The 20,421-nt window shown below is 39.9% G+C and carries 18 protein-coding genes; 12 read left to right on the plus strand and 6 right to left on the minus strand.

Annotated features, from left to right (window positions below; translation table 11 throughout):
• Nucleotides 1-231 precede the first annotated feature (231 nt).
• The 6 genes from ACTWQM_RS14090 (at nt 232) to ACTWQM_RS14115 (ending at nt 7,353) form a co-directional block, all read left to right on the plus strand.
• On the plus strand, nt 232-1,413 hold the full coding sequence (locus ACTWQM_RS14090; protein ID WP_443258796.1) for an aminotransferase class I/II-fold pyridoxal phosphate-dependent enzyme: 1,182 nt from the start codon (nt 232-234) through the stop codon (nt 1,411-1,413).
• Nucleotides 1,410-3,098 (plus strand): thiamine pyrophosphate-binding protein, encoded by a 1,689-nt coding sequence (locus ACTWQM_RS14095; protein ID WP_443258797.1) that lies wholly within the window; start codon nt 1,410-1,412, stop codon nt 3,096-3,098. The genes ACTWQM_RS14090 and ACTWQM_RS14095 overlap by 4 nt, the downstream gene beginning before the upstream one ends.
• Before the next feature lie 18 nt (nt 3,099-3,116).
• Nucleotides 3,117-4,613: an aldehyde dehydrogenase family protein gene (locus tag ACTWQM_RS14100; protein ID WP_443258798.1), complete on the plus strand. Its 1,497-nt coding sequence runs from the start codon at nt 3,117-3,119 to the stop codon at nt 4,611-4,613.
• A 279-nt stretch (nt 4,614-4,892) separates the two neighbouring features.
• Nucleotides 4,893-6,065: a saccharopine dehydrogenase C-terminal domain-containing protein gene (locus tag ACTWQM_RS14105; protein ID WP_443258799.1), complete on the plus strand. Its 1,173-nt coding sequence runs from the start codon at nt 4,893-4,895 to the stop codon at nt 6,063-6,065.
• 183 nt (nt 6,066-6,248) lie between these two features.
• Complete coding sequence (locus ACTWQM_RS14110) at nt 6,249-7,019, plus strand: IclR family transcriptional regulator (protein WP_443258800.1); 771 nt, start codon at nt 6,249-6,251, stop codon at nt 7,017-7,019.
• Between the two features lie 22 nt (nt 7,020-7,041).
• Nucleotides 7,042-7,353: a DUF3870 domain-containing protein gene (locus tag ACTWQM_RS14115; protein WP_443258801.1), complete on the plus strand. Its 312-nt coding sequence runs from the start codon at nt 7,042-7,044 to the stop codon at nt 7,351-7,353.
• Nucleotides 7,354-7,979: 626 nt separating this feature from the next.
• Here the strand turns inward: ACTWQM_RS14115 and ACTWQM_RS14120 are convergent.
• Genes ACTWQM_RS14120 through ACTWQM_RS14130 form a run of 3 tightly spaced genes read right to left on the minus strand, consistent with a single transcriptional unit; the run spans nt 7,980 to nt 11,807 of the window.
• On the minus strand, nt 7,980-9,425 hold the full coding sequence (locus tag ACTWQM_RS14120; RefSeq protein WP_443258802.1) for an NAD-dependent succinate-semialdehyde dehydrogenase: 1,446 nt from the start codon (nt 9,423-9,425) through the stop codon (nt 7,980-7,982).
• A 19-nt stretch (nt 9,426-9,444) separates the two neighbouring features.
• Nucleotides 9,445-10,635 carry an acyl-CoA dehydrogenase family protein gene (locus tag ACTWQM_RS14125; RefSeq protein WP_443258803.1) on the minus strand — a complete coding sequence of 397 codons (1,191 nt, stop codon included), beginning with the start codon at nt 10,633-10,635 and terminating at the stop codon, nt 9,445-9,447.
• A gap of 11 nt (nt 10,636-10,646) precedes the next feature.
• Complete coding sequence (locus ACTWQM_RS14130) at nt 10,647-11,807, minus strand: CaiB/BaiF CoA transferase family protein (protein WP_443258804.1); 1,161 nt, start codon at nt 11,805-11,807, stop codon at nt 10,647-10,649.
• A gap of 289 nt (nt 11,808-12,096) precedes the next feature.
• On the opposite strand from ACTWQM_RS14130, the gene ACTWQM_RS14135 reads away from it, so the two are divergent.
• The gene (locus ACTWQM_RS14135) at nt 12,097-12,525 is read left to right on the plus strand and encodes a hypothetical protein (RefSeq protein WP_443258805.1); all 429 of its coding nucleotides are present in this window, start codon (nt 12,097-12,099) and stop codon (nt 12,523-12,525) included.
• Here ACTWQM_RS14135 and mreBH read toward each other — a convergent pair.
• Nucleotides 12,488-13,495, minus strand: coding sequence for a rod-share determining protein MreBH (mreBH, locus tag ACTWQM_RS14140; RefSeq protein ID WP_443258806.1), 1,008 nt, complete (start codon nt 13,493-13,495; stop codon nt 12,488-12,490). The genes ACTWQM_RS14135 and mreBH overlap by 38 nt on opposite strands.
• A gap of 255 nt (nt 13,496-13,750) precedes the next feature.
• Between mreBH and ACTWQM_RS14145 the strand changes: the two genes are divergently transcribed.
• The 3 genes from ACTWQM_RS14145 to ACTWQM_RS14155 all read left to right on the plus strand — a co-directional run bounded on the left by ACTWQM_RS14145 (nt 13,751) and on the right by ACTWQM_RS14155 (nt 15,697).
• Nucleotides 13,751-13,885, plus strand: a complete 135-nt coding sequence (locus ACTWQM_RS14145) for a hypothetical protein (RefSeq protein WP_443258807.1) — start codon at nt 13,751-13,753, stop codon at nt 13,883-13,885.
• Nucleotides 13,886-13,890: 5 nt separating this feature from the next.
• The gene (locus ACTWQM_RS14150; RefSeq protein WP_443258808.1) at nt 13,891-14,769 is read left to right on the plus strand and encodes a CAP domain-containing protein; all 879 of its coding nucleotides are present in this window, start codon (nt 13,891-13,893) and stop codon (nt 14,767-14,769) included.
• A 172-nt stretch (nt 14,770-14,941) separates the two neighbouring features.
• Nucleotides 14,942-15,697, plus strand: a complete 756-nt coding sequence (locus ACTWQM_RS14155) for a lysophospholipid acyltransferase family protein (RefSeq protein WP_443258809.1) — start codon at nt 14,942-14,944, stop codon at nt 15,695-15,697.
• Nucleotides 15,698-15,751: 54 nt separating this feature from the next.
• On the opposite strand, the gene ACTWQM_RS14160 is transcribed toward ACTWQM_RS14155, so the two are convergent.
• Nucleotides 15,752-16,930: an MFS transporter gene (locus ACTWQM_RS14160; protein WP_443258810.1), complete on the minus strand. Its 1,179-nt coding sequence runs from the start codon at nt 16,928-16,930 to the stop codon at nt 15,752-15,754.
• A gap of 1 nt (nt 16,931) precedes the next feature.
• Nucleotides 16,932-18,371: a pyridoxal phosphate-dependent decarboxylase family protein gene (locus ACTWQM_RS14165; protein ID WP_443258811.1), complete on the minus strand. Its 1,440-nt coding sequence runs from the start codon at nt 18,369-18,371 to the stop codon at nt 16,932-16,934.
• A gap of 273 nt (nt 18,372-18,644) precedes the next feature.
• Here ACTWQM_RS14165 and ACTWQM_RS14170 point away from each other — a divergent pair, with 273 nt between their 5' ends.
• Complete coding sequence (locus tag ACTWQM_RS14170) at nt 18,645-19,640, plus strand: glutaminase (RefSeq protein ID WP_443258812.1); 996 nt, start codon at nt 18,645-18,647, stop codon at nt 19,638-19,640.
• Between the two features lie 14 nt (nt 19,641-19,654).
• Nucleotides 19,655-20,323: an SOS response-associated peptidase gene (locus tag ACTWQM_RS14175; RefSeq protein WP_443258813.1), complete on the plus strand. Its 669-nt coding sequence runs from the start codon at nt 19,655-19,657 to the stop codon at nt 20,321-20,323.
• Nucleotides 20,324-20,421 lie beyond the last annotated feature (98 nt).

The raw sequence follows: 20,421 nt of genomic DNA on the forward strand, positions 1-20,421 counted from the left end.
CTTATAAATTTTTGGCAGTTAAGTTTGCCAATAAGTTTTCTAATAGCCACCTTTATAATAACAATCATTAAGAGGGTTTAAAACTTAAATATTTTGTTTATCGAATGGACAAGACTTTTGAATCATTTTAAATTCTGTATATTAAAAACAATTGCAAATTTTGAAATACTGATTTATAATTAGGTTGTATATGAAATAGCGTTTTACTATATGAAATGTGGAGGGGAAAGCATGTCCTTTGTTTCTGACAAAGTAAAGAATTTGCCACCCTATTTATTTTCAGCGTTTCAACAAAAGAAAAAGGAACTGGAAGCAGATGGTGTAGATGTAATCGATTTGGGGATTGGCGCACCTGATCTACCAACACCAGATTTTGTGATTGATAGACTGACTGAGGAGTCCAGGATTTCTGAAAATCATCGCTATTCGACGTATAGCGGGTGCATGGAATTCAAGCATGCTGTAGCTGACTTTTACAAAAAACAGTATGATGTTGATTTGAATCCAGACACAGAGGTTATGGCTGTCATTGGTTCAAAGGAAGGGATAGCAAACCTAATGCAGGCTATTCTTAACCCAAATGACACGGTATTAGTTCCGGATCCTGGTTATCCCGTTTATCGGACAGCTGTCCACTTAGCTGGAGGGGAGAGTGTTTCTCTTCCACTAGATATACAGAGTGACTATATTCCGTTATATGATCACGTGGAGGATGCCTCAGCACAACGGGCAAAATTAATGCTGCTGAATTATCCAAGTAATCCGACAGCTGCAACCGTTCATTTAAATACATTTTTGAAAGCGATTACATTCGCTAGAGAAAATAACCTGCTTTTAGTGCATGATGCCGCCTATGACCTGGTTACCTATAACGGGTACAAAGCGCCTAGTGTGATGCAGGTTTCTGGTGCTAAAGAAAATGCTGTTGAATTCGGATCGTTGTCAAAAAGTTTTAATATGACTGGCTGGCGTATTGGATACATGGTTGGAAATAAAGAAATTATTAAGGCGTTATCAACCTTTAAAAGCAACATTGATACGTGTCAGTTTCTCCCTATACAAAAAGCTGCTGCGACTGCGCTGAAGAGTGATTTTTCCGAAGTAGCCAAGAATAACAAGATTTATCAGGAGCGAATGGAGAAATTACACAAAGCCTTCCAGGAAATTGGTATCTATGCAGAAAAACCGAACGGTACTATTTTCCTTTGGGCAAAGGTACCTGATGGCTCTACGTCGATGTCTTTTGCTAACAAGTTGCTTGAGGAAGCAGGGGTTATCGTAACACCTGGAAACGCGTTCGGCTCACGTGGTGAAGGCTTTATCCGAGTGGCGCTAACAGTTACTGTAGAACGTTTAGATGATGTGATTGAAAGGATTCAAAAATTGGACTTCAGGGAGGTGACCCAAAAATGAAAAGTACGGAAGACGCAATCCGACAACTAAAAACCCAAACAGCAGCCCAAGCAATTGTGGAATGCCTGAAAATAGAGGGGATTTCAAATGTATTCTGCGTTCCTGGTGAAAGTTATTTGCCTGTGTTAGATGCATTACATGATGAAGAGAGCATACGTGTTATAGCCGCAAGACATGAAAGTGGAGCAGCATTTATGGCTGAAGGATATGCCAAATCAACCTTAAAGCCTGGGATTGTACTTGCTACCCGTGGGGTTGGAGCAGCAAACCTTTCAATTGGAGTGCATACTGCATACCAGGACTCAACTCCAATGGTTGTATTTCTGGGACAGGTACATAGCAAGTTTAGAGGCAGAGAGGGATTTCAGGAAGTTGATCTTGACCGTTATTTTCAGCATATTGCCAAGTGGGCCGTAGAGGTTAATGATGCAAAGCGCATGCCTGAGATTGTTCAGCGGGCATTTCGAATAGCCCAAACAGGAAGGCCTGGTCCAGTTATCATCTCGCTGCCGGAGGATGTTCTCCCAGTTGAGGCTGCTATGCAATTTGGGCCTGTAACGGTTAAACCAAAACCAGTACCAGCCCAACAGGAAATTGACCATGTTGAAGCGTTGCTTTCAACAGCTGAAAAACCATTGATTATTGCTGGAGGTGGGGTAAAAAGCTCACAGGCGGAAGAAGGTCTGGTAGCTTTTGCAGAAAAGTATACAATCCCTGTTATGGCAGCATTTCGCAGACAGGATGTTTTTCCAAATGATCACCCGTTATATGTAGGACATCTTGGGCTTGGGACCAATAAAAAAGTGCTGCAAACCGTAGAGCAGGCAGATCTGGTTATCGCACTCGGCACCCGCCTTTCAGAAGTAACGACACAGGATTATCAGATTATTAAACCAGACAAACAACTTATCCATATTGATATAAGTTATGACACAATCGGCAAAGTATACGCCCCAGATGCAGGAATCGTAGCTGATGTCGGCGAAGCAATACAAGTATTAGGAAATATAGAGGTCAATTGTGGATGGGGCAATTGGGTGAAAGAGCGTCGAAAAGTACATGAGGAGGTAAGCAGTTTAAAAATTTCTCATAATGATGTCATTAACAAGCATATTATAGCGTTGATGGAGAAAAAGTTGCCCAAAAATGCCTTGTTAACGAATGATGCGGGTAATTTTGCTGGGTGGCTGCATGCCTTTTATCCATTTACCGAAAAACATACGTATGTAGGGCCGACATCGGGAGCGATGGGGTATGGAATGCCAGCAGCGCTTGGGGCAAAATTGGCCTTTCCGGAAAAAACAGTCGTTTCTTTATCTGGTGATGGAGGTTTTATGATGACCGTCCAGGAATTGGAAACAGCAGTTAGATACAATATTCCAATTATATGTCTTGTTTTTAATAATAACATGTATGGAACCATCCGCATGCACCAGGAAATTCATTATCCAAAGAAGGTTGTTGGCACTGATTTAGGAAATGTGTCCTTTAAGGATTTGGCATTAAGTGTTGGTGCCGATGGTTATCAGACTGCAACACTAGAATCTTTTGCTGAAGCGTTTGAAATGGCATTGGAAAAAAGCAGACCAGCAGTGATTGAAATTTTGACCGAAAAGGAACAGATTTCAGTTTCATCCACGATTACGCAAATTCGTAATCGTGCTGCAAAATTGATTACACACTAATTTTAGGAGGTATTTATTATGGCTGAAACATTACTTAAGGCAGAAAAACTTAAAAACTTTATCAATGGTGAGTGGATTGATGTTAATGAAATGACCGCGGTTATTAATCCGGCAAATGGAAAAACGGTTGTTGATGTACCTTTATCAGGTAGTGAGGATGTGAACACTGCTGTTAAGGCTGCTAAAAAGGCTCAAAAGGAATGGGCACAAGTCCCAGCACCACAACGTGCGGAAGTGCTGTTCCGTGTTGGAAACATTATGAAAGAACGTAAAGAACGGTTATCACAATTACTGACAATGGAGAATGGAAAAGTAATAGAAGAAGCACGAGGCGAAGTGCAAGAGGGAATTGATATGGCCTTTTACATGGCTGGAGAAGGCCGCCGGATGTTTGGACAGACGACTCCTGCAGAACTAAAGGATAAATTTGCGATGAGTCAGCGTTGCCCGGTTGGAGTTGTTGGAATTATCACACCGTGGAATTTTCCAATTGCCATTGCCACCTGGAAGTCATTCCCTGCGATTGTCTCTGGTAATGCAGTTGTTTGGAAGCCAGCGACAGAGACTCCGATTATGGCGTTTGAGCTTGCAAAGATTTTTGAAGAGGCAGGGTTACCAAAGGGTGTTGTAAACGTCGTCTTTGGTAAGGGATCTGCGGTTGGTGATGCAATGGTTAACCATGATGATATTCGGGTCATTTCATTTACCGGATCAAATGATACTGGCCGAAGCATTGCAAGTAAATGTGGGGAACAGCTGAAAAAAGTGTCACTTGAAATGGGTGGAAAGAATGCCGTAATTGTTATGGATGATGCGGACCTTAACCTTGCCGTCGAAGGAATTTTATGGAGTGCTTTCGGAACAAGTGGTCAACGCTGCACAGCATGCAGCCGCGTAATTGTTCATGAAGATGTGAAGGAAAGACTGGAAGAGCGTCTGCTTGTTGAAATGGAGAAGTTAACAATTGGCGATGGTCTTGATGAGTCAATAAAAGTAGGGCCAATCATTAATAAAGCAGGTCTTGAAAAAATTAAAAAATATATTCAGATTGGCAAAGATGAAGGAGCAAAAATGCTTGCTGGCGGCTATGTGATGGATGAAGGTAATCATGCAAAAGGTCATTATTTTGCCCCAACATTGTTCACAGATGCCACAGCCGACATGCGTATTTCGCAAGAGGAAATCTTTGGGCCAGTTGTTTCATTAGTACCCGTAAAAAGCTTTGAAGAAGCAATCGAAGTAAATAATGGCGTGGAATTTGGGTTATCAAGCTCAATCTTCACAGGGGATGTTAATCGCGTATTTAAAGCACAACGTGACCTTGATACAGGAATTGTTTATGTCAATGCTGGTACAACAGGAGCAGAAATCCATTTACCATTCGGTGGGACAAAAGGAACCGGTAACGGACATCGTGATTCTGGCGTGCAGGCACTAGATGTATTTACTGAATGGAAAGCAGTCTATGTGGACTTCAGTGGAAAACTGCAACGCGCTCAAATAGACGTTGAGTAGGAAGAAAAGCGAAGGCGACTGATCAACGACGTATTGAATGCGCCCGCGCATCGCGGGTGGGTCGACGTTGCCGCGCAAAGCGGCGGTCTTAGTCGATCTTCCTCAAGGAAACGCGAAGAGCGTAAGCAAATCGACGTTGACTTATCGTAAGGAAGAGAAGGAAGTCCACTAGTCGCTAGAAGTCTTAGCTAGACAAAGAAAAGCCGACGACTGATTAGAAATGGCTATATAAGGTGTGTATTAACTATATAAAATCTATACAGGGAGTGTGAAGGATGTATGAAAATAGGTGTATTAGGATCTGGATTAATGGGGAAGGAAGCTGCACGAGACTTAGTAGGAAGTGAAGGTGTAACTGCTGTAGGATTAGCAGATATTGATTTGGAGAGAGCGCAACAGGTTTGCGATCAATTAAATTCTACTAAACTAACAGCTTATCAGGTAAATGCCAGCGATGAACAAGAATTGGCTAACTATATGCGCCAGTTTGATGTGATCATAAACGCTTTATTTTATTCGTTTAATGAAATTGTTGCAAAAACAGCAATCCAGGTTGGAGTTAATTCAGTAGATTTGGGTGGTCATATTGGCCACATGACTGATAAAGTTTTGGCAATGAAAGAGGATGCAGCCGCCGCGGGAGTAACTTTAATACCTGACTTAGGGGTTGCTCCAGGTATGATTAATATTCTTTCTGGTCATGGTGCAAGTAAGTTGGATAAATTAGAGGAAATAAAACTATATGTAGGCGGGATACCGCTTAAACCAGAGCCACCATTTGAATATAACCATGTATTTTCTATGGAAGGTGTGTTTGATCACTATACAGATCCATCCCTTATTGTTCGAAATGGAGTGAAGCAGGAAGTACCATCTTTAACTGAGGTTGAACGTGTTTATTTTGAAAAATTTGGACCGTTGGAAGCCTTCCATACATCTGGCGGGACATCTACATTATCAATCTCATACCCGGATTTAAAAACACTGGAATATAAAACAATCCGTTATCCAGGGCATGCCGAGAAGTTCAAATTACTTGTTGACCTTAATTTGACACGGATGGATTATCAGGTAGATGTTAACGGACAGCAAGTTAACCCGAGAGAGGTATTGCTAAAAGTTCTCGATCCAATTGTCGATTTAAAGGAAAAGGACGATGCAGTTTTATTACGGATAAAAGTTTCCGGTGAAAAAGATGGAAGACCCAAGACATATGAATACGAAATGACGACATATAAAGATAGAGTAACCAATGTGACAGCAATGGCCCGTGCTACTGCCAATACCATTTCGGCAGTTGCACAAATGATTGGAAATGGTACAATTTCTAAACGAGGTGTATTCCCTCCAGAGCAATGTGTCCCGGGGGAAATCTATATGAAGGAAATGGCAAAACGTGATGTAAACATACTGGAATCGGGCAATACAGAAAAAGAGCATGTAAATATCTAATAACTTTGTTGAGGTTGTCCCACATCAAATGAGGCAACCTCACTATTTTAGCAGATAAGAAAGTATAACTACTTTCTTACTGCATAAGTGCAACTAAGGCAATTCGCCCAAAGGCTTGGCGAATGCCAAGTTTTCTAATACGATATGATATAATAAATTAGGATGCAGCAAGGAGATTTCGGCATGAATCAAAGTGTTATAAAAGCATTAAAACTACTAAATTATTTCACAGTGGAAACACCAGAATTAACATTAAAACAGATCGCCAACAAGGCTGATATTCCAAAACCAACAGCATACAGATTGCTATCCGCCCTGGAATCTAGTGATTTTTTATATAAAACAAAGGAAAACGAGCATGACAGCCGGTACCGATTAGGGTTAAAGTTACTTGAGCTGGGACAAATCGTTTCCGATCAGCTGGAGATAAGAACGATTGCTTTACCATATATGGAAGAACTGGCACAGGAAATTAATGAGGCTATTCATTTGGTTATTTCAAGTCAGGATGAAGCAACATACATTGAAAAAGTGGACAGTTCAAGAGCATTGCGTCTGTATACTAGAATTGGGAAAAGCTCACCACTGTATGTGGGCTCGGGTCCCAAGATGCTGCTTGCTAATATGCCACGTGAACGGCAGGAAGAAATATTAAGTGATTCAGAACTATATCGATTAGGTGATCATACGCCAATCGATAAACAGCAATTAATGAAGCAACTGGAAACAATCTACCAGGATGGATATGCATACAGTATTGGGGAGCAAGATGCTGATACGACAGGGATTTCCTATCCAATTTACGACTCCCGGGGTCAAGTTATTGCTGCACTAGCTGTCAGTGGTTTATCCAGTCATTTTGAAGGAGATAACCTAAAACTACTAAAAAATAAAACAAAACAATCTGCCCAAACCATCTCGAGGCAATTAGGTTATCGCGGGTCAGATTTATAATTTCGAAGGGATCTGAATTGTTATGAATACAGTCTTTATAGCTGGCCATGCCAGGTTGCCATCCGGAATGGCTGCAAAAAATATGTACGAAACATTGACTATCACTGCTGAAATTGACAAAAAATACGGCGTGATTGTAGCAGCTAATTGTACACTGGCAACGGAACATGGAAGACAATTTGTGCAGCAATTACTTAGAGGGCATAGCTTGCAGGATGGAATTGAAATGCCTGTTGAGGAAGTAAAAGAGCATTACTTAGGTAAAGCTGGGAATGCACTTGCATCTGCATTAAATGATTTATATAAGCAGTATGAGCATTACTTGGGTAGCTAGTGGAGTCTGGGAAAAACTTTCCACTTTAAAGACGGTTAATAACAGGATAGGATGTTTAGTACGTTCATTTTCAATGGTTAGGTCTAATTCGTAGTTGATATAAACTGCGAAGTACTTTTTAAAAAGTTTGAGTGCTATTATGCCGCTCCGGAAATACACTTCGCGCACCTAGGGCGGCTGATGAGCCTCCTTGCTCCTACGTCGCTGTGTAGTCTCATCTAGGCCACAGCTCCCAACGTGTATTTCCTCCGCTGTCGACTCGAGTAGGAATTGCTATAGAAAAAATGTGTGACAGCACTACACTAGTCCGGGTGAGCGGAGGGCGGACGAGAGTTTATAGAGATTATTCTAGCAGTTAGTTCGCAGTATATATCTAATAAGCAACATTAGAAAACTAGACATTCGTTAAAGGGATTCTTATGAAAGCGTATTTTGCTTTCTTAGAATCCCTTATCCTCTGGAGTGCAAGCTCTTTGATGAGTGCCATAGTTACACTTATGCAGTAAGAAAGTAGTTATACTTTTTTAACTGCAAAATAAATCCGAACTAATTCTAATTCTTTCTCAAGAATAGAATAATAGTTCGGATTTTACTTTGACGAAAACAATTATATCCCTGGCCACAATTTAATCTATCCCCATCGATACATATTTCTTTTCCAAAAATTCATCCATACCGTAATGTCCACCTTCTTTTCCAACACCTGATTGCTTGATACCGCCGAACGGGGCTTCAGCAACTGCTGGAAATACATCATTCACACCTACAATTCCATATTCAAGCTTTTCAGAAACCCGGATAGCACGGCTTGTCGTTTCTGTGAAAATATAGGCGGCCAACCCGTAATCGGTGTTATTTGCATTTTGAATTGCGGTCTTTTCGTCTGTAAACGTTTGAATTGGCATAACAGGGCCAAATGTTTCTTCGTTCATGATGAGCATATCATCTGAAATGTTTGATAGAACAGTAGGCTGATAGAAATACCCTTCCATATCGCCGGACCATTTATTACCGCCTGTAACAATAGATGCACCTTTTTCAATCGCATCATCAAGATGTTTTTGAACCTTTTCGGATGCTTGCTGATTAATTAATGGACCAAGGTCCGTATCGTCAGCTAAGCCGTAACCTATTTTGAGCTTTTTAACTTTTTCAGTAAGCTGTTGTGTAAAGCTATCTTTAACGGAATCATGAACATATATTCGATTAGCGCAAATACACGTTTGACCATTATTTCGAAACTTGCTTGCTAATGCAAGGGTAGTTGCTTTATCAATATCTGCGTCGTCAAAAACGATAATCGGTGCATGACCGCCAAGCTCTAGTGATAGTTTTTTAACGTGATCAGCACTTTCCCGCATTAAATGTTTTCCGACTTCTGTTGAACCAGTGAATGTTATTAAACGAACTTCTTTACTCGTTAGCATCGTATTGCCGATTGCTTCAGCATCTCCAGTCACTAAATTTACAACACCATTAGGCATGCCTGCGCGCTCAAGTATCTTGACAATTTCAATGGCTGATAATGGTGTTTCTGGGGCTGGCTTAAGCACAATTGTACAACCAGCAGCTAATGCAGGTGCTATTTTTCTGGTTATCATGGATGCCGGGAAATTCCACGGTGTAATAGCACCGACCACGCCAACAGGTTGTGGAATAACGAGCAGACGCTTTGATTTATTAGAAGAAGGTATCCATTCTCCGTATGCACGACTTGCTTCTTCGGCATACCAAAGTAAAAAGCTTGCTGCACCCTTTATTTCACCTTTTGCCTCTTTAATTGGTTTGCCTTGCTCAGTCGTTAAAATTTCCCCTAATCGGTTGACTTCTTCAAGCATAAGTTCATGCGCTTTGTATAATATGCGTGACCGTTCACGACCTGTCATTTCACCCCATAGCTGAAATGCCTCTGATGCAGCGGTTATTGACTCTTCAGTTTCGGTTGCTTCCCCATAAGCTACCTTTGTTATTGGCTCTAGTGTAGCGGGGTTGTATATAGTATCCGTTTGCTGTGAATTTACATTTCGCCATTTACCATTAATAAAAATACTTTTTGTTTCATTTTCGAACATATGTGAGACCCTCCTTAAACTATTTTCCTTCCCAGGCAGGTAACATCTTATTTAACTGCTTATCCTGTCGATAACCCAATACATAATCTGCCTGCATTAAGGTATGGACTTCCCGGGTTCCTTCATAAATAACAGGTGCTTTCGAGTTACGCAGATAACGTTCAACAGGATATTCATCTGAATAGCCATATGCCCCATGAACTTGAACGGCATCATCAGCTGCTTTGTTGGCGAAATCGCATGCCTGCCATTTTGCAATTGACGTTTCGCGCGTGTTTCGCTTTCCTTCGTTTTTCAATTCACCTGCCCGATAAACGAGGAGGCTGCTCATTTGCAGTCCTGCTTCCATATTAGCAATCATGCGTTGAACAAGCTGGTGTTTTCCAATCGGTTTTCCAAAAGTTTCGCGTTCATGGCAATATTTCACACTTGCTTCAAGGCATGCTCTTATTTGCCCAACTGCACCAGCAGCAACTGTAAATCGCCCGTTATCAAGTGATGCCATTGCTATTTTGAATCCTTCTCCTTCTTCACCGAGTAAGTTTTCTTTTGGAACCTTTACATTGTCAAAAAATAGTTCGCCAGTGTTACCAGCTCGAATACCTAACTTTCCTTTCGTCGCTTTTGAGGAAAAACCCTCCCATGTTCGTTCAACAATAAACGCAGAAATGCCATGATGTTTACTGTCCTTGTCGGTATAGGCAAAGACAAGGAAGTTATCAGCAGTATCACATAAGGAAATCCATGTTTTTTGACCGTTTAAAACATAATGATCGCCATCTTTAACAGCAGTGGACTGTAATGCGGAAACATCTGATCCAGCACCAGGTTCGGTTAACCCAAAGGCGCCAACCTGTTCACCTTTTGCTTGCGGAATTAAGTACTTTTCTTTTTGCTGTTCAGTACCCCATTGAAGTATGGACATACTGTTAAGGCCGGTATGGACGGAAACTGAAGTACGAAATGCTGTATCGCCGCGCTCCAGTTCCTCGCAGACAATTGCCAGTGAATTATAATCCATCCCACTACCACCGTATCTTTCTGGAATACAAACTCCCATTAATCCAAGATCAGCCAGCTTTTTCATTATGGAAGGATCAAATTTCCCTTCGCGGTCCCAGTCAGCAATATTAGGCATTATCTCTTTATCAACAAAGTTTCTTACCGTAGTTCGCAACATCGTTTGTTCTTCTGAAAAATTAAAATCCATCTAATCATCTCCTAATTGTTCGTTTTTGATATTCCTAATTGAGTTAAGATTTCATCAGTATGTTCACCAGCATCTGGTGGGTGGTGTTTTAGCTGAAAAGGTGTTCGCGAAAGCTTAAGTGGACTCCCAATCATTCGAATAGCTCCCGCAGTCGGATGAACACTATTAATAAACATATCCCGTTCATTAAGCTGCGGATCGTTTGCTACTTGATCAATTGTCTGGATAGGTCCGCATGGGATATTATTTTTTTCGCAATTTTCCTGCCAGTATGCTGTTGATTTGGTTGAAAAAACATCCTGTAACAACGGAACCAGATCTTCCCGGTTTTCAACACGATCGGGATTTGTTTGAAATCGCTTATCTGATGCATATTCCGGTTTCCCCAACACATTGCAAAGTCTTTTAAACTGATTGTCGTTTCCAACTGCAATGACCATTTCACCATCAGTTGTTTTAAAAGTCTGGTAGGGTACAATATTGGCATGATGATTTCCAAGCGCAGTCGGAATTTTTTCAGCCATTAAGTAGTTACTGCCAATATTTACGAGAGCACTGACGGCAGAGTCATAAAGAGAAATATCCAGTTTTTGTCCTTCACCTGATTGTGTACGTTCTAATAGTGCGCCCTGAATTCCTATACAAGCATATAATCCTGTTAAAATATCAGTAATTGCTACACCCATTTTTTGCGGACCTGATTCTTTATCACCAGTAATGCTCATAAGACCACTCATCGCTTGAATAATAAAGTCATACCCTGGCATATCCTGGTATGGACCAGTTTCCCCAAATCCGGTAATGGAACAATATACAATACCAGGGTTAATTTTTGTGAGTGTTTCGTAATCCAAACCAAATTGCTTCATTTTCCCTGATTTAAAGTTATTAATGATGACATCGCTTTCATTCACGAGTTTTTTAATAACCTCAATCCCTTCATCCGACTTCAGATCGACAGTTATACTTTTTTTGTTGCGATTGGCACTAAGGTAATAAGCGCTAACACCATTCTGAAAGGGAGGACCCCATTTGCGCGTTTCGTCACTCCCGCCGGGTGCCTCTACTTTTATTACCTCTGCACCAAGGTCTCCAAGAATCATTGTGCAGTATGGTCCAGCAAGAACACGCGACAAATCAAGAACCTTGATATTCTGAAGTGCTCCAGCCATTTGCTCACTCCTTTCTTAAATAAAATAAGCCACTCCAAAATGACTACAGACTACCCTGTAAGTCAATTTGAACTGGCTTTTACCTGTTGAATCAGAACTGGAATAGAACTGTAAACAGATTAGGCAGCATTCATTTGATTCGTGCGTACATTATTGATCATGTGTTTTTAACGCGGAGACGTTTAAACATGATTCACTATCTATATAGTATTATATTCAGAAAAATTTGTAAATAGTTATCTAGGAATCTATTGAAAAAGTTGCAATTATTATTTTTGAAAAGTCAATTATGCGTGTGATCATAGAAAATAAGTCGTTGATTCCTGGAAAGGGGGAGCGTGAATTAGCAGAAGGGAGGTGTGAATCAACAGAAGGAGAGCGTGAGTCAGCAGAAGGGCGGCATGAATCAGCAGAAGGGAGGCGTGAATCAGCAGAAGGGAGGTGTGAATCAACAGAAGGAGAGCGTGAATCAGCAGAAGGAGAGCGTGAATCAGCAGAAGGGCGACATGAATCAGCAGAAGGAGGGCGTGAATCAGCAGAAGGGCGGCATGAATCAGCAGAAGGGAGGAATGAATCTGCAGAAGAAAGGGTGAATCAACAGAAGGAGAGCATGAATAATCAACTCTACTTTAATTGCTCAAAAAAACCGTGCCCATCGCTGGTACACGGCTTTAATGGCACTATTTTGCTGCTTTTTGCAGTTTTGTTATCATTTTGAGTGCTCGTCCTGTTCCGATTGCAACTGATTCTAGTGGATTTGGTGCAATGTGTACAGGTACAATTATTTCGTCTGCCAACCAGTCTTTCATGCCTCTTAGCATAGAGCCACCACCGGTTAGCACGATTCCTCGGTCAACAATATCTCCGCTTAGTTCAGGTGGGCAATTTTCTAATGTTGCGCGAATTGTTTCCAGAATTTGTTGGAGAGATTCTTTTAATGCGGAATAAACTTCTTTTGAAGAAACAGTTACGGTTTTTGGTAAGCCTGAAACCATATCGCGGCCGCGTACTTCCATTGTTTCCTCAGCATGATTTTCATTTGCAAATCCGATATCCATTTTAATATTTTCGGCAGTACGCTCACCAATTAGAATATTATATTTCTTTCTAATGAAATGGGTTATCTCTTCATCCATCTTATCTCCGCCGATACGGATGGAATTACAGGATACAACGCCTCCAAATGAAATAATACCAACTTCTGATGTTCCACCACCGATATCAACGATAACATTTGCTATTGGTTCATCAACAGGCAAATCAGCGCCAATTGCAGCAGCTACTGGTTCTTCTATTAAATGGACATGTTTAGCACCATAACTTGTAACGGCATTATGAATGGCACGTCGTTCTACTGTTGTGCTTCCTGATGGCGTACATACAACAACAGTTGGTTTGCGCATGGACAGTCCCATTTTTTTACTAACCTTTTTCAAAAAGGCTTTAAGCATTTGGGCGGTAACGTCGTAGTCCGCGATGACACCATCTTTTAATGGTCGTATCGGCACTATATTTTGCGGAGTTTTACCGACCATTTCCTTTGCTTCTGATCCAACAGCTACAACTTGCTTCGTATTCATATCAATAGCCACAACAGCTGGCTCATTCAAGACAATTCCCTTAGTCTTTGAATAAATAAGTATATTTGCAGTACCTAAATCGATTCCAATCTCTGCATTAGATAACATATAAGCTCCTCCAATGATGACAGTTTTTCTCTATATCATTTCTATACTGTATCACAGTTTTTGGGGGTAGATAAAGAACTTACATAAATTGGCTCTAGCGCCAGTGCAATAGGAAAAATCAAGTAACAATATGATTACAAATTACGGTTTTTTTGTAATATAACAGCTGGCTTTTTTGAAGTGTCAATAGAGATTTAGTTGTAATTTTTTCCTTTAGGTTGAAGTTTTTCCTGATAATCGATGGAGTAATCTATCTTGAAATCTATAACCATAGGATTATTTATAAGAATACGTGTTAATTCTACTAGAATGGAAATGGCTTCCAAAATTATTACAAGAAACACGTGGTATGATTATTTTGCAAGACAAAAACCGACAGGAGAGGTGTAAAACACATGTTTAACAAAATAATTGTCACAACATTATCTGCAGCATTACTATTCGGTGGAGCTTTTCAAACTTCTGCAGATGCATCTGCAAATACAGGGCAATCTCAGGATCAAATATATACTAAAGTATTTTACTCTATTAATGGGGAGCAAGCCTCAAAAGAGAAATTTAATAATCTACTAAATAACTATTTTAAAGACTTCCAAGTAAAGTGGAACAAACAACCAAAGCAATCAGATGAACAGCCAAATAAAGAAGAACAAAAACAGGAAAAGCCTGAGCCTAAGAAAGAACAACCTAAAAAAGAACAGCCACAGGCAAATGATCAAAAACAACAACAGCCAGAAAAGCAACAGCAAGCAGATAAACAGCAACAACCTGAAAAGCTACAACAACCAGAGAAAAAACAAGAGCAACCAACTGAGCAAACAGAAGCTCCAGCACCACAACAGCAAGAAACAACTAAGCAACAAGAGCAGAAAGAACAAACACAACAATCACAACAATTAAATGAATTTGAACAACAAGTAGTTGAACTTACAAACAAAGAACGGACTGCTCAAGGTCTAGCACCACTTAAAGTTGATACTGAGCTAAGCAAGGTTGCACGTGAGAAGTCTCGTGATATGTCTGCAAACAATTACTTCTCACACAATAGTCCAACTTACGGGTCACCTTTTGATATGATGAAACAATTTGGAATATCCTATCAAACTGCTGGTGAAAACATCGCAAGAGGCCAACGCACTCCACAAGAAGTAGTGAATGGCTGGATGAACAGTGAAGGTCACCGTAAAAACATCATGAACTCTGACTTCACTCACATTGGTGTAGGATATGTAGAGCAAGGAAACTATTGGACACAACAATTTATTGGTAAGTAAATAGCTTTGAGAGACTGACTTCGGTCGGTCTCTTTTTTTAGTTAAGAAATCATCGCTTTTTTACTGAATAAGTTTCGCCATTAAAGTTTTGCGACAAAGTTTCTATTACCGCCCCCTTGCGCTTCCATATTTCAACGGTATAATTAACTTGTTGGTATGAGGGGGATTATAAATGATTCGAAGCTTAAAAATATACATATACGCTATTTTTATTGTGATTGGGAGTGGGTTTAAACTGCGCAGGGCAAAAAAACTAGCATCTCAATCCTATAATAAATTAAATGAAGAAAAAATATTTGCTGGAGCAAAGATGGTTTCGCAAAAAGTGATTCAAAAAACAAACTCGGACGTTCATGTTTACGGACAAGATAAACTGCCGGATGAAGCTGTTTTATTTGTTGCTAATCACCAGGGGTTATTCGATATCCTTGCCTTAATTGGCTATTTAGGGAAGCCAATTGGCTTTATTGCAAAAAAAGAGACAAAAAAGCTTCCAATAGTAAGTACATGGATGGAATTGATTCATTGTGTATTTATTGATCGAAGTGACCGTCGACAGGCAGTTAAGGCTATTAGTCAAGGAATTACATACCTTAAAAGTGGACACTCGATTGTTGTTTTTCCTGAAGGTACGAGGAGCCGGGGAAGCAATCTGAATGAATTTAAATCAGGCAGCTTGCGATTGGCTACAAAGGCAAAAGTTCCGATTGTACCAGTAGCAATAAATGGAACCTATCAAATGATGGAGCAGGATAAGGGGAAAATAAAATCATCGACAATCACGTTGACTATCACTGAACCAATTTATCCAGGTGATTATCAGGACAAAAAACATGGAGAGCTTGCTGCGAGTATCCAAACGACAATTGAGGAAACTATTCGTTCTAATGACCTTAATAAATATGAGGAAAATAAGGCTGTCCATTAAGTAGCAGCCTTATTTCTATATTTGCAGTTAAGAATTTCTTACTGAATTGTTTTTCTAGTATTTTCTAGGAACTTCTGTTGCTGGTTCTTGCCGCTTAGGTAACTGTATTGCTAGCAGCATTCCTAATATACTTATGAAAACTAGTAATCCTAAAGCTAATGAAGGAGGGGACAAAAGTATTTTTACAAGGTATATTAATATAATTCCTCCCGCATGACTTGTTAGCATAACAAAACCAATTGCTGTGCCTTGCTGACTCGCTTTGAACTGTTTCTCTGTCCAATCCATAATAATTGGAAAACCAGCAAGCAGGAAAAAACCGTCAGCGATTAGCCAGAATGCAATCCAAGGTACCCATTGCCAGATGATTATTGCCGAGAATGTTAATGCATTTAAGACTACCGCCATAATTATGAAAGTCCTTCTGGTATCCTTTTTGGCTACTAATGAAGGCATAAAGATAGATCCTATTATTCCAGATAAAATCATTAAAGCCATTAATGGACCACTTGTCGTGCCAGCTATCCCATATTGTTCAAAAATAGGCTCGACCCAGGTGCTTAATGCATCGAATACGCCTAGTCCCATTGCTAGCAATCCACTAAGTATCCATAAGAATTTATCACGCAGCAAAACAGATAGTCTTGGCGTCACTTCATTTTTAATCGTAACTGTATAGGTCTTTTTCCGAGCTAGTGTATACAGTACCCAAATTGTACTTAATACTGACGGGATTGCAAATATTGTTAACACTAATGTAATTCCACCATTGGCATATAAGAATGGGCTAAATAACATGGCAAAAATCACACCCAAGAATATGGCCACACTTGAAATGGATATTGCCATTGAACGGTTTTTTTCCGGGAAGTATCGGCTAGCATACGCTGGAATTGCATTAATGATGAATGGCTGACCAATTGACATAACAACCTGAATTCCAAGCTGCCAGGAATAACTGGTAGGGTCAGCTAATCTGGCAAGCGCACCAATTCCAATTGTTAATGCCCCAAAAGTTAATGCAATTTTAAAGTGTGAGTCAAGCCATCTCCCTGCAGGAAGTGCTACGATAATATAAATGATGGGGAATAATGCCGCTAATGTGCCCACATTACCTACACTTGTATTCATATCCTGTGCAACATCAGTTGTTATGGGGGAAAAAGTGATCCATAGAACTTGTGAGCTGAAGATAAGTAATGAATAACCGGTAAGGTGAACCCAGCGATTCATGCTATTCGACTCCTTTAGTAAAAGATTTAGTTGGTGTAAACAATTGATTGGTTATATAAAGGAAAGCTTCACTTGTGACTTCATGGGGTAATAAATGGAGTAGTTCATTGATTGATGCCATTTCACTTGGGAGACTCCCGTCTGCCTTTACTCCTGCAGCATGCAATAGAGTTGGCAACATTTCACTTGGTACATCATTATCTTTTAGCAGGGAGATAACGTCATTCTTCAGGGATTCTCTTGGATGGGATTTCACTTGATTAATGCCTTTATTTAGCCCTTGGAAAAAATCATCTATTCGGTTAACAGGCGTAATGGTTAAGTGAATTGATGGCTGTGTGATGCTATCACCTGGCTGGACTTGAATATACCATCCTGATTTTTTCATCTCGTCAGCCAGCTGAAAAATATCAATTGTATCAGAACCAATGGCTAACAGGCTTGCTTCAGGCTCTCCTAAAATATATAAATCATCTAGCATCATAAAATACTGGGTGATTTCCTGCTTCGCCTGCCATATCGTTTCAGCTAATTTTTTATAACCATCGTCACCAATATACTTAAGTGTTGCCCAGCAAGCAGCCAAAGGGCCACCGGCTTTGGTCGACTGAATGGTTGTATTAACAACAGGATAGCCACTCCAATTGGTGCAAGTATAATACTGATATTTTCGTAATTGTTTATCCCGATATAAAATCACCGAAGCCCCTTTTGGTGTGAAAGCATACTTGTGCAGGTCAACCGATAGGGACGAAACACCAGGAAGATTGAAATCAAAATCAATAACAGGGTGCCCCAATTTTTTATAATAAGCTAGTAAAAATCCACCAATACATGCATCAACATGCAGCCAAATTCCATACTTTTCGGCCAGCAAGCTCAATTCAGGGATGGGGTCGCTCACACCGTGTGAATAATTGACACTCGATCCTATTAGCATGATTGTATTTGGCGTTATTGCCTTTTCCATTTCATTGGAATCAACTTTAAATGTTGTGTTATTGACAGGTATAATAACAGTGTTTATTCCTAGATAGTGTGCTGCTTTGTGAAAGGCTGCATGCGCAGTAGTGGGGAGAATAATTTCAGGTGTTGTGATGGTTGGATTATGTTCGCTTGCATAATCTCTTGCAGCTTTGACAGCGAGGATAATACTTTCTGTACCACCACTGGTGAAAGTACCAGCTATTGATGCTGGATCGTCCGAAAAGAGTTCAGCAATCTCTGCTACAATATTATTTTCCAGCCGTAACAGACTGGGGAAAACGGTGAAATCAAGCCCATTATGATTCATAAACATATTGTGTGCCTCTTTCGCTACTTTTTCAGCTTCAGGTAATCCACTGTCATAAACATATGCCCACACGTTGCCTCCTTTCGGGTTAAGATCTTCTTGCTGGAGCTCGCTCAATGCTTGCAGAATACTTTCTCTTTTGTTCATTTGTTAACCTCCAATTGCAGTAAAATTGTTTTACGTTTTCAGGGATCTTGTTTAGGGAATTAACAAGGATGTGTGCATGGAATTAGTCACATATCTTTCTATGATAAAGGGATACTCTTATGATAGAGAAATCCAGCTTTACTCCAAACTAGGATAATTACTATATAGTCTATGGTAGCATAAGAAAGAATATAATAGGCAATATTCTGAAAATAATTTTTACCGAAAAAAATCTCTTTAATAAAGACATACTACTTGATAAGAGGTGATAAAATGGTACAAGGTATAGCAAATTGGAATACGGAAGAAACAGAAGAATGGCTTCAAAGCTATGTTGACGATTGGGTGGCATTCTATCGGAAGCATATAGATGATGGGGAGGTTGCATCCTATATTCCTGTTTTACAAAAAGCTGATCCAGATGATTTAGGAATTGCAATTATCGGAAAAAATGGAATTAATATACACTCTGGTGATGATAATATTCCGTTTACGATGCAAAGTATATCTAAAGTACTGAGCTTTATTGTAGGCTGTATGGAACGTGGAGTAGCCTATATGCTTGATAGAGTTGATGTTGAGCCAGCAGGTGAAGCGTTTAATTCGATTATTCATTTGGAAATGAAACAGGTCAAGAAGCCGTTTAATCCACTGATTAATGCTGGTGCGATAACAGTTACATCACTATTGGAAGGTAATACTTCAGATGAAAAACTAAAACCAATACTTCAACTTCTCGAAATAATGCTAGGCTATCGACCGGAAATAAATGTTGAAGTGTATGAATCAGAAAGAGATTCATCTATGCGTAATCGGGCAATAGGCTATTATTTATTGGAAGTTGGGTTTCTGGAGTCTGATTTAAACATAACACTGGAGACTTATTTTAAACAATGCTCAATTGAAGTTACGATTAATGATTTAGCACGAATTGGAATGATCCTTGCAAACGATGGAGAAGACCCTGATACACAAGAAGAGATTATTCCAAGGCAGGTTGCACGGATAGCAAAAGTACTAATGCTGACATGTGGAATGTATGATGCCTCTGGAAAATTTGCGACATATGTTGGTATTCCAGCAAAAAGTGGTGTTTCCGGTGGTATAATTGCTGCGGTTCCCCCAAGGGTACGTGATGAGGGTTTACCTTTTCTTGAAGGTTGTGGAATCGGTGTTTATGGGCCTGCATTAGACGATAAAGGGAACAGTATAGCAGGTATCCGTTTGCTGCGGCATATTGCTAAACAATGGGACCTAAGTATATTTTAAATGGGGGATATTTAATGTGTGGACGTTATACGCTATTAGCTGATGAGCTGGAAATCTTGAATGAATTTGATATTGAACAGGCGATTGATTCATATCAGCCAAGCTACAACATTGCACCTGGACAAAATGTTTTGGCTATCATTCATGATGGGACTGAAAAGCGCGCAGGATATTTGCGCTGGGGGCTTATTCCTTCATGGGCGAATGATGAAAAGATAGGTTATAAAATGATTAATGCCAGAAGTGAAACAGCACATGAAAAACCAAGTTTTAAAAACCTTATGTCACGAAAGCGTTGCCTGATAGTTGCTGATAGTTTTTACGAGTGGAAGCGTGACGGAAAAGAAAAGCAGCCAAAACGAATTCAGGTTGATGATCGTAAATTATTTACATTTGCTGGCCTTTGGGACAAATGGGAGCAAGATGATAAAGAGATTTTCACTTGTACCATCCTTACAAAAGAGGCGAACGACTTTATGCAGGATATCCATCAAAGAATGCCAATTATTTTACCTAAAAATAAAGAAGACGAATGGATTGCATCTGGTAAAAAGCATCCAACCGAAATACATCAGTTTTTGCAAACCGTTGAGGCAGAGGAACTAAATGCATATAATGTTTCCAGCTATGTAAATACGGCTAAGAATAATGATGATGCATGTATTGCACCTTTAGCAGAGTAGTACATATGGTAACGGGTTCAGTTTTGGGGGAGAGCTAATAATTAACATATAATTCTACCTTCTTGTTGAAGATCCAACTTTTTAACGGAATGAGGATC

The sequence above is a fragment of the Virgibacillus sp. L01 genome, from assembly GCF_052246775.1.
In the GTDB taxonomy this organism is placed as follows: domain Bacteria; phylum Bacillota; class Bacilli; order Bacillales; family Amphibacillaceae; genus Lentibacillus.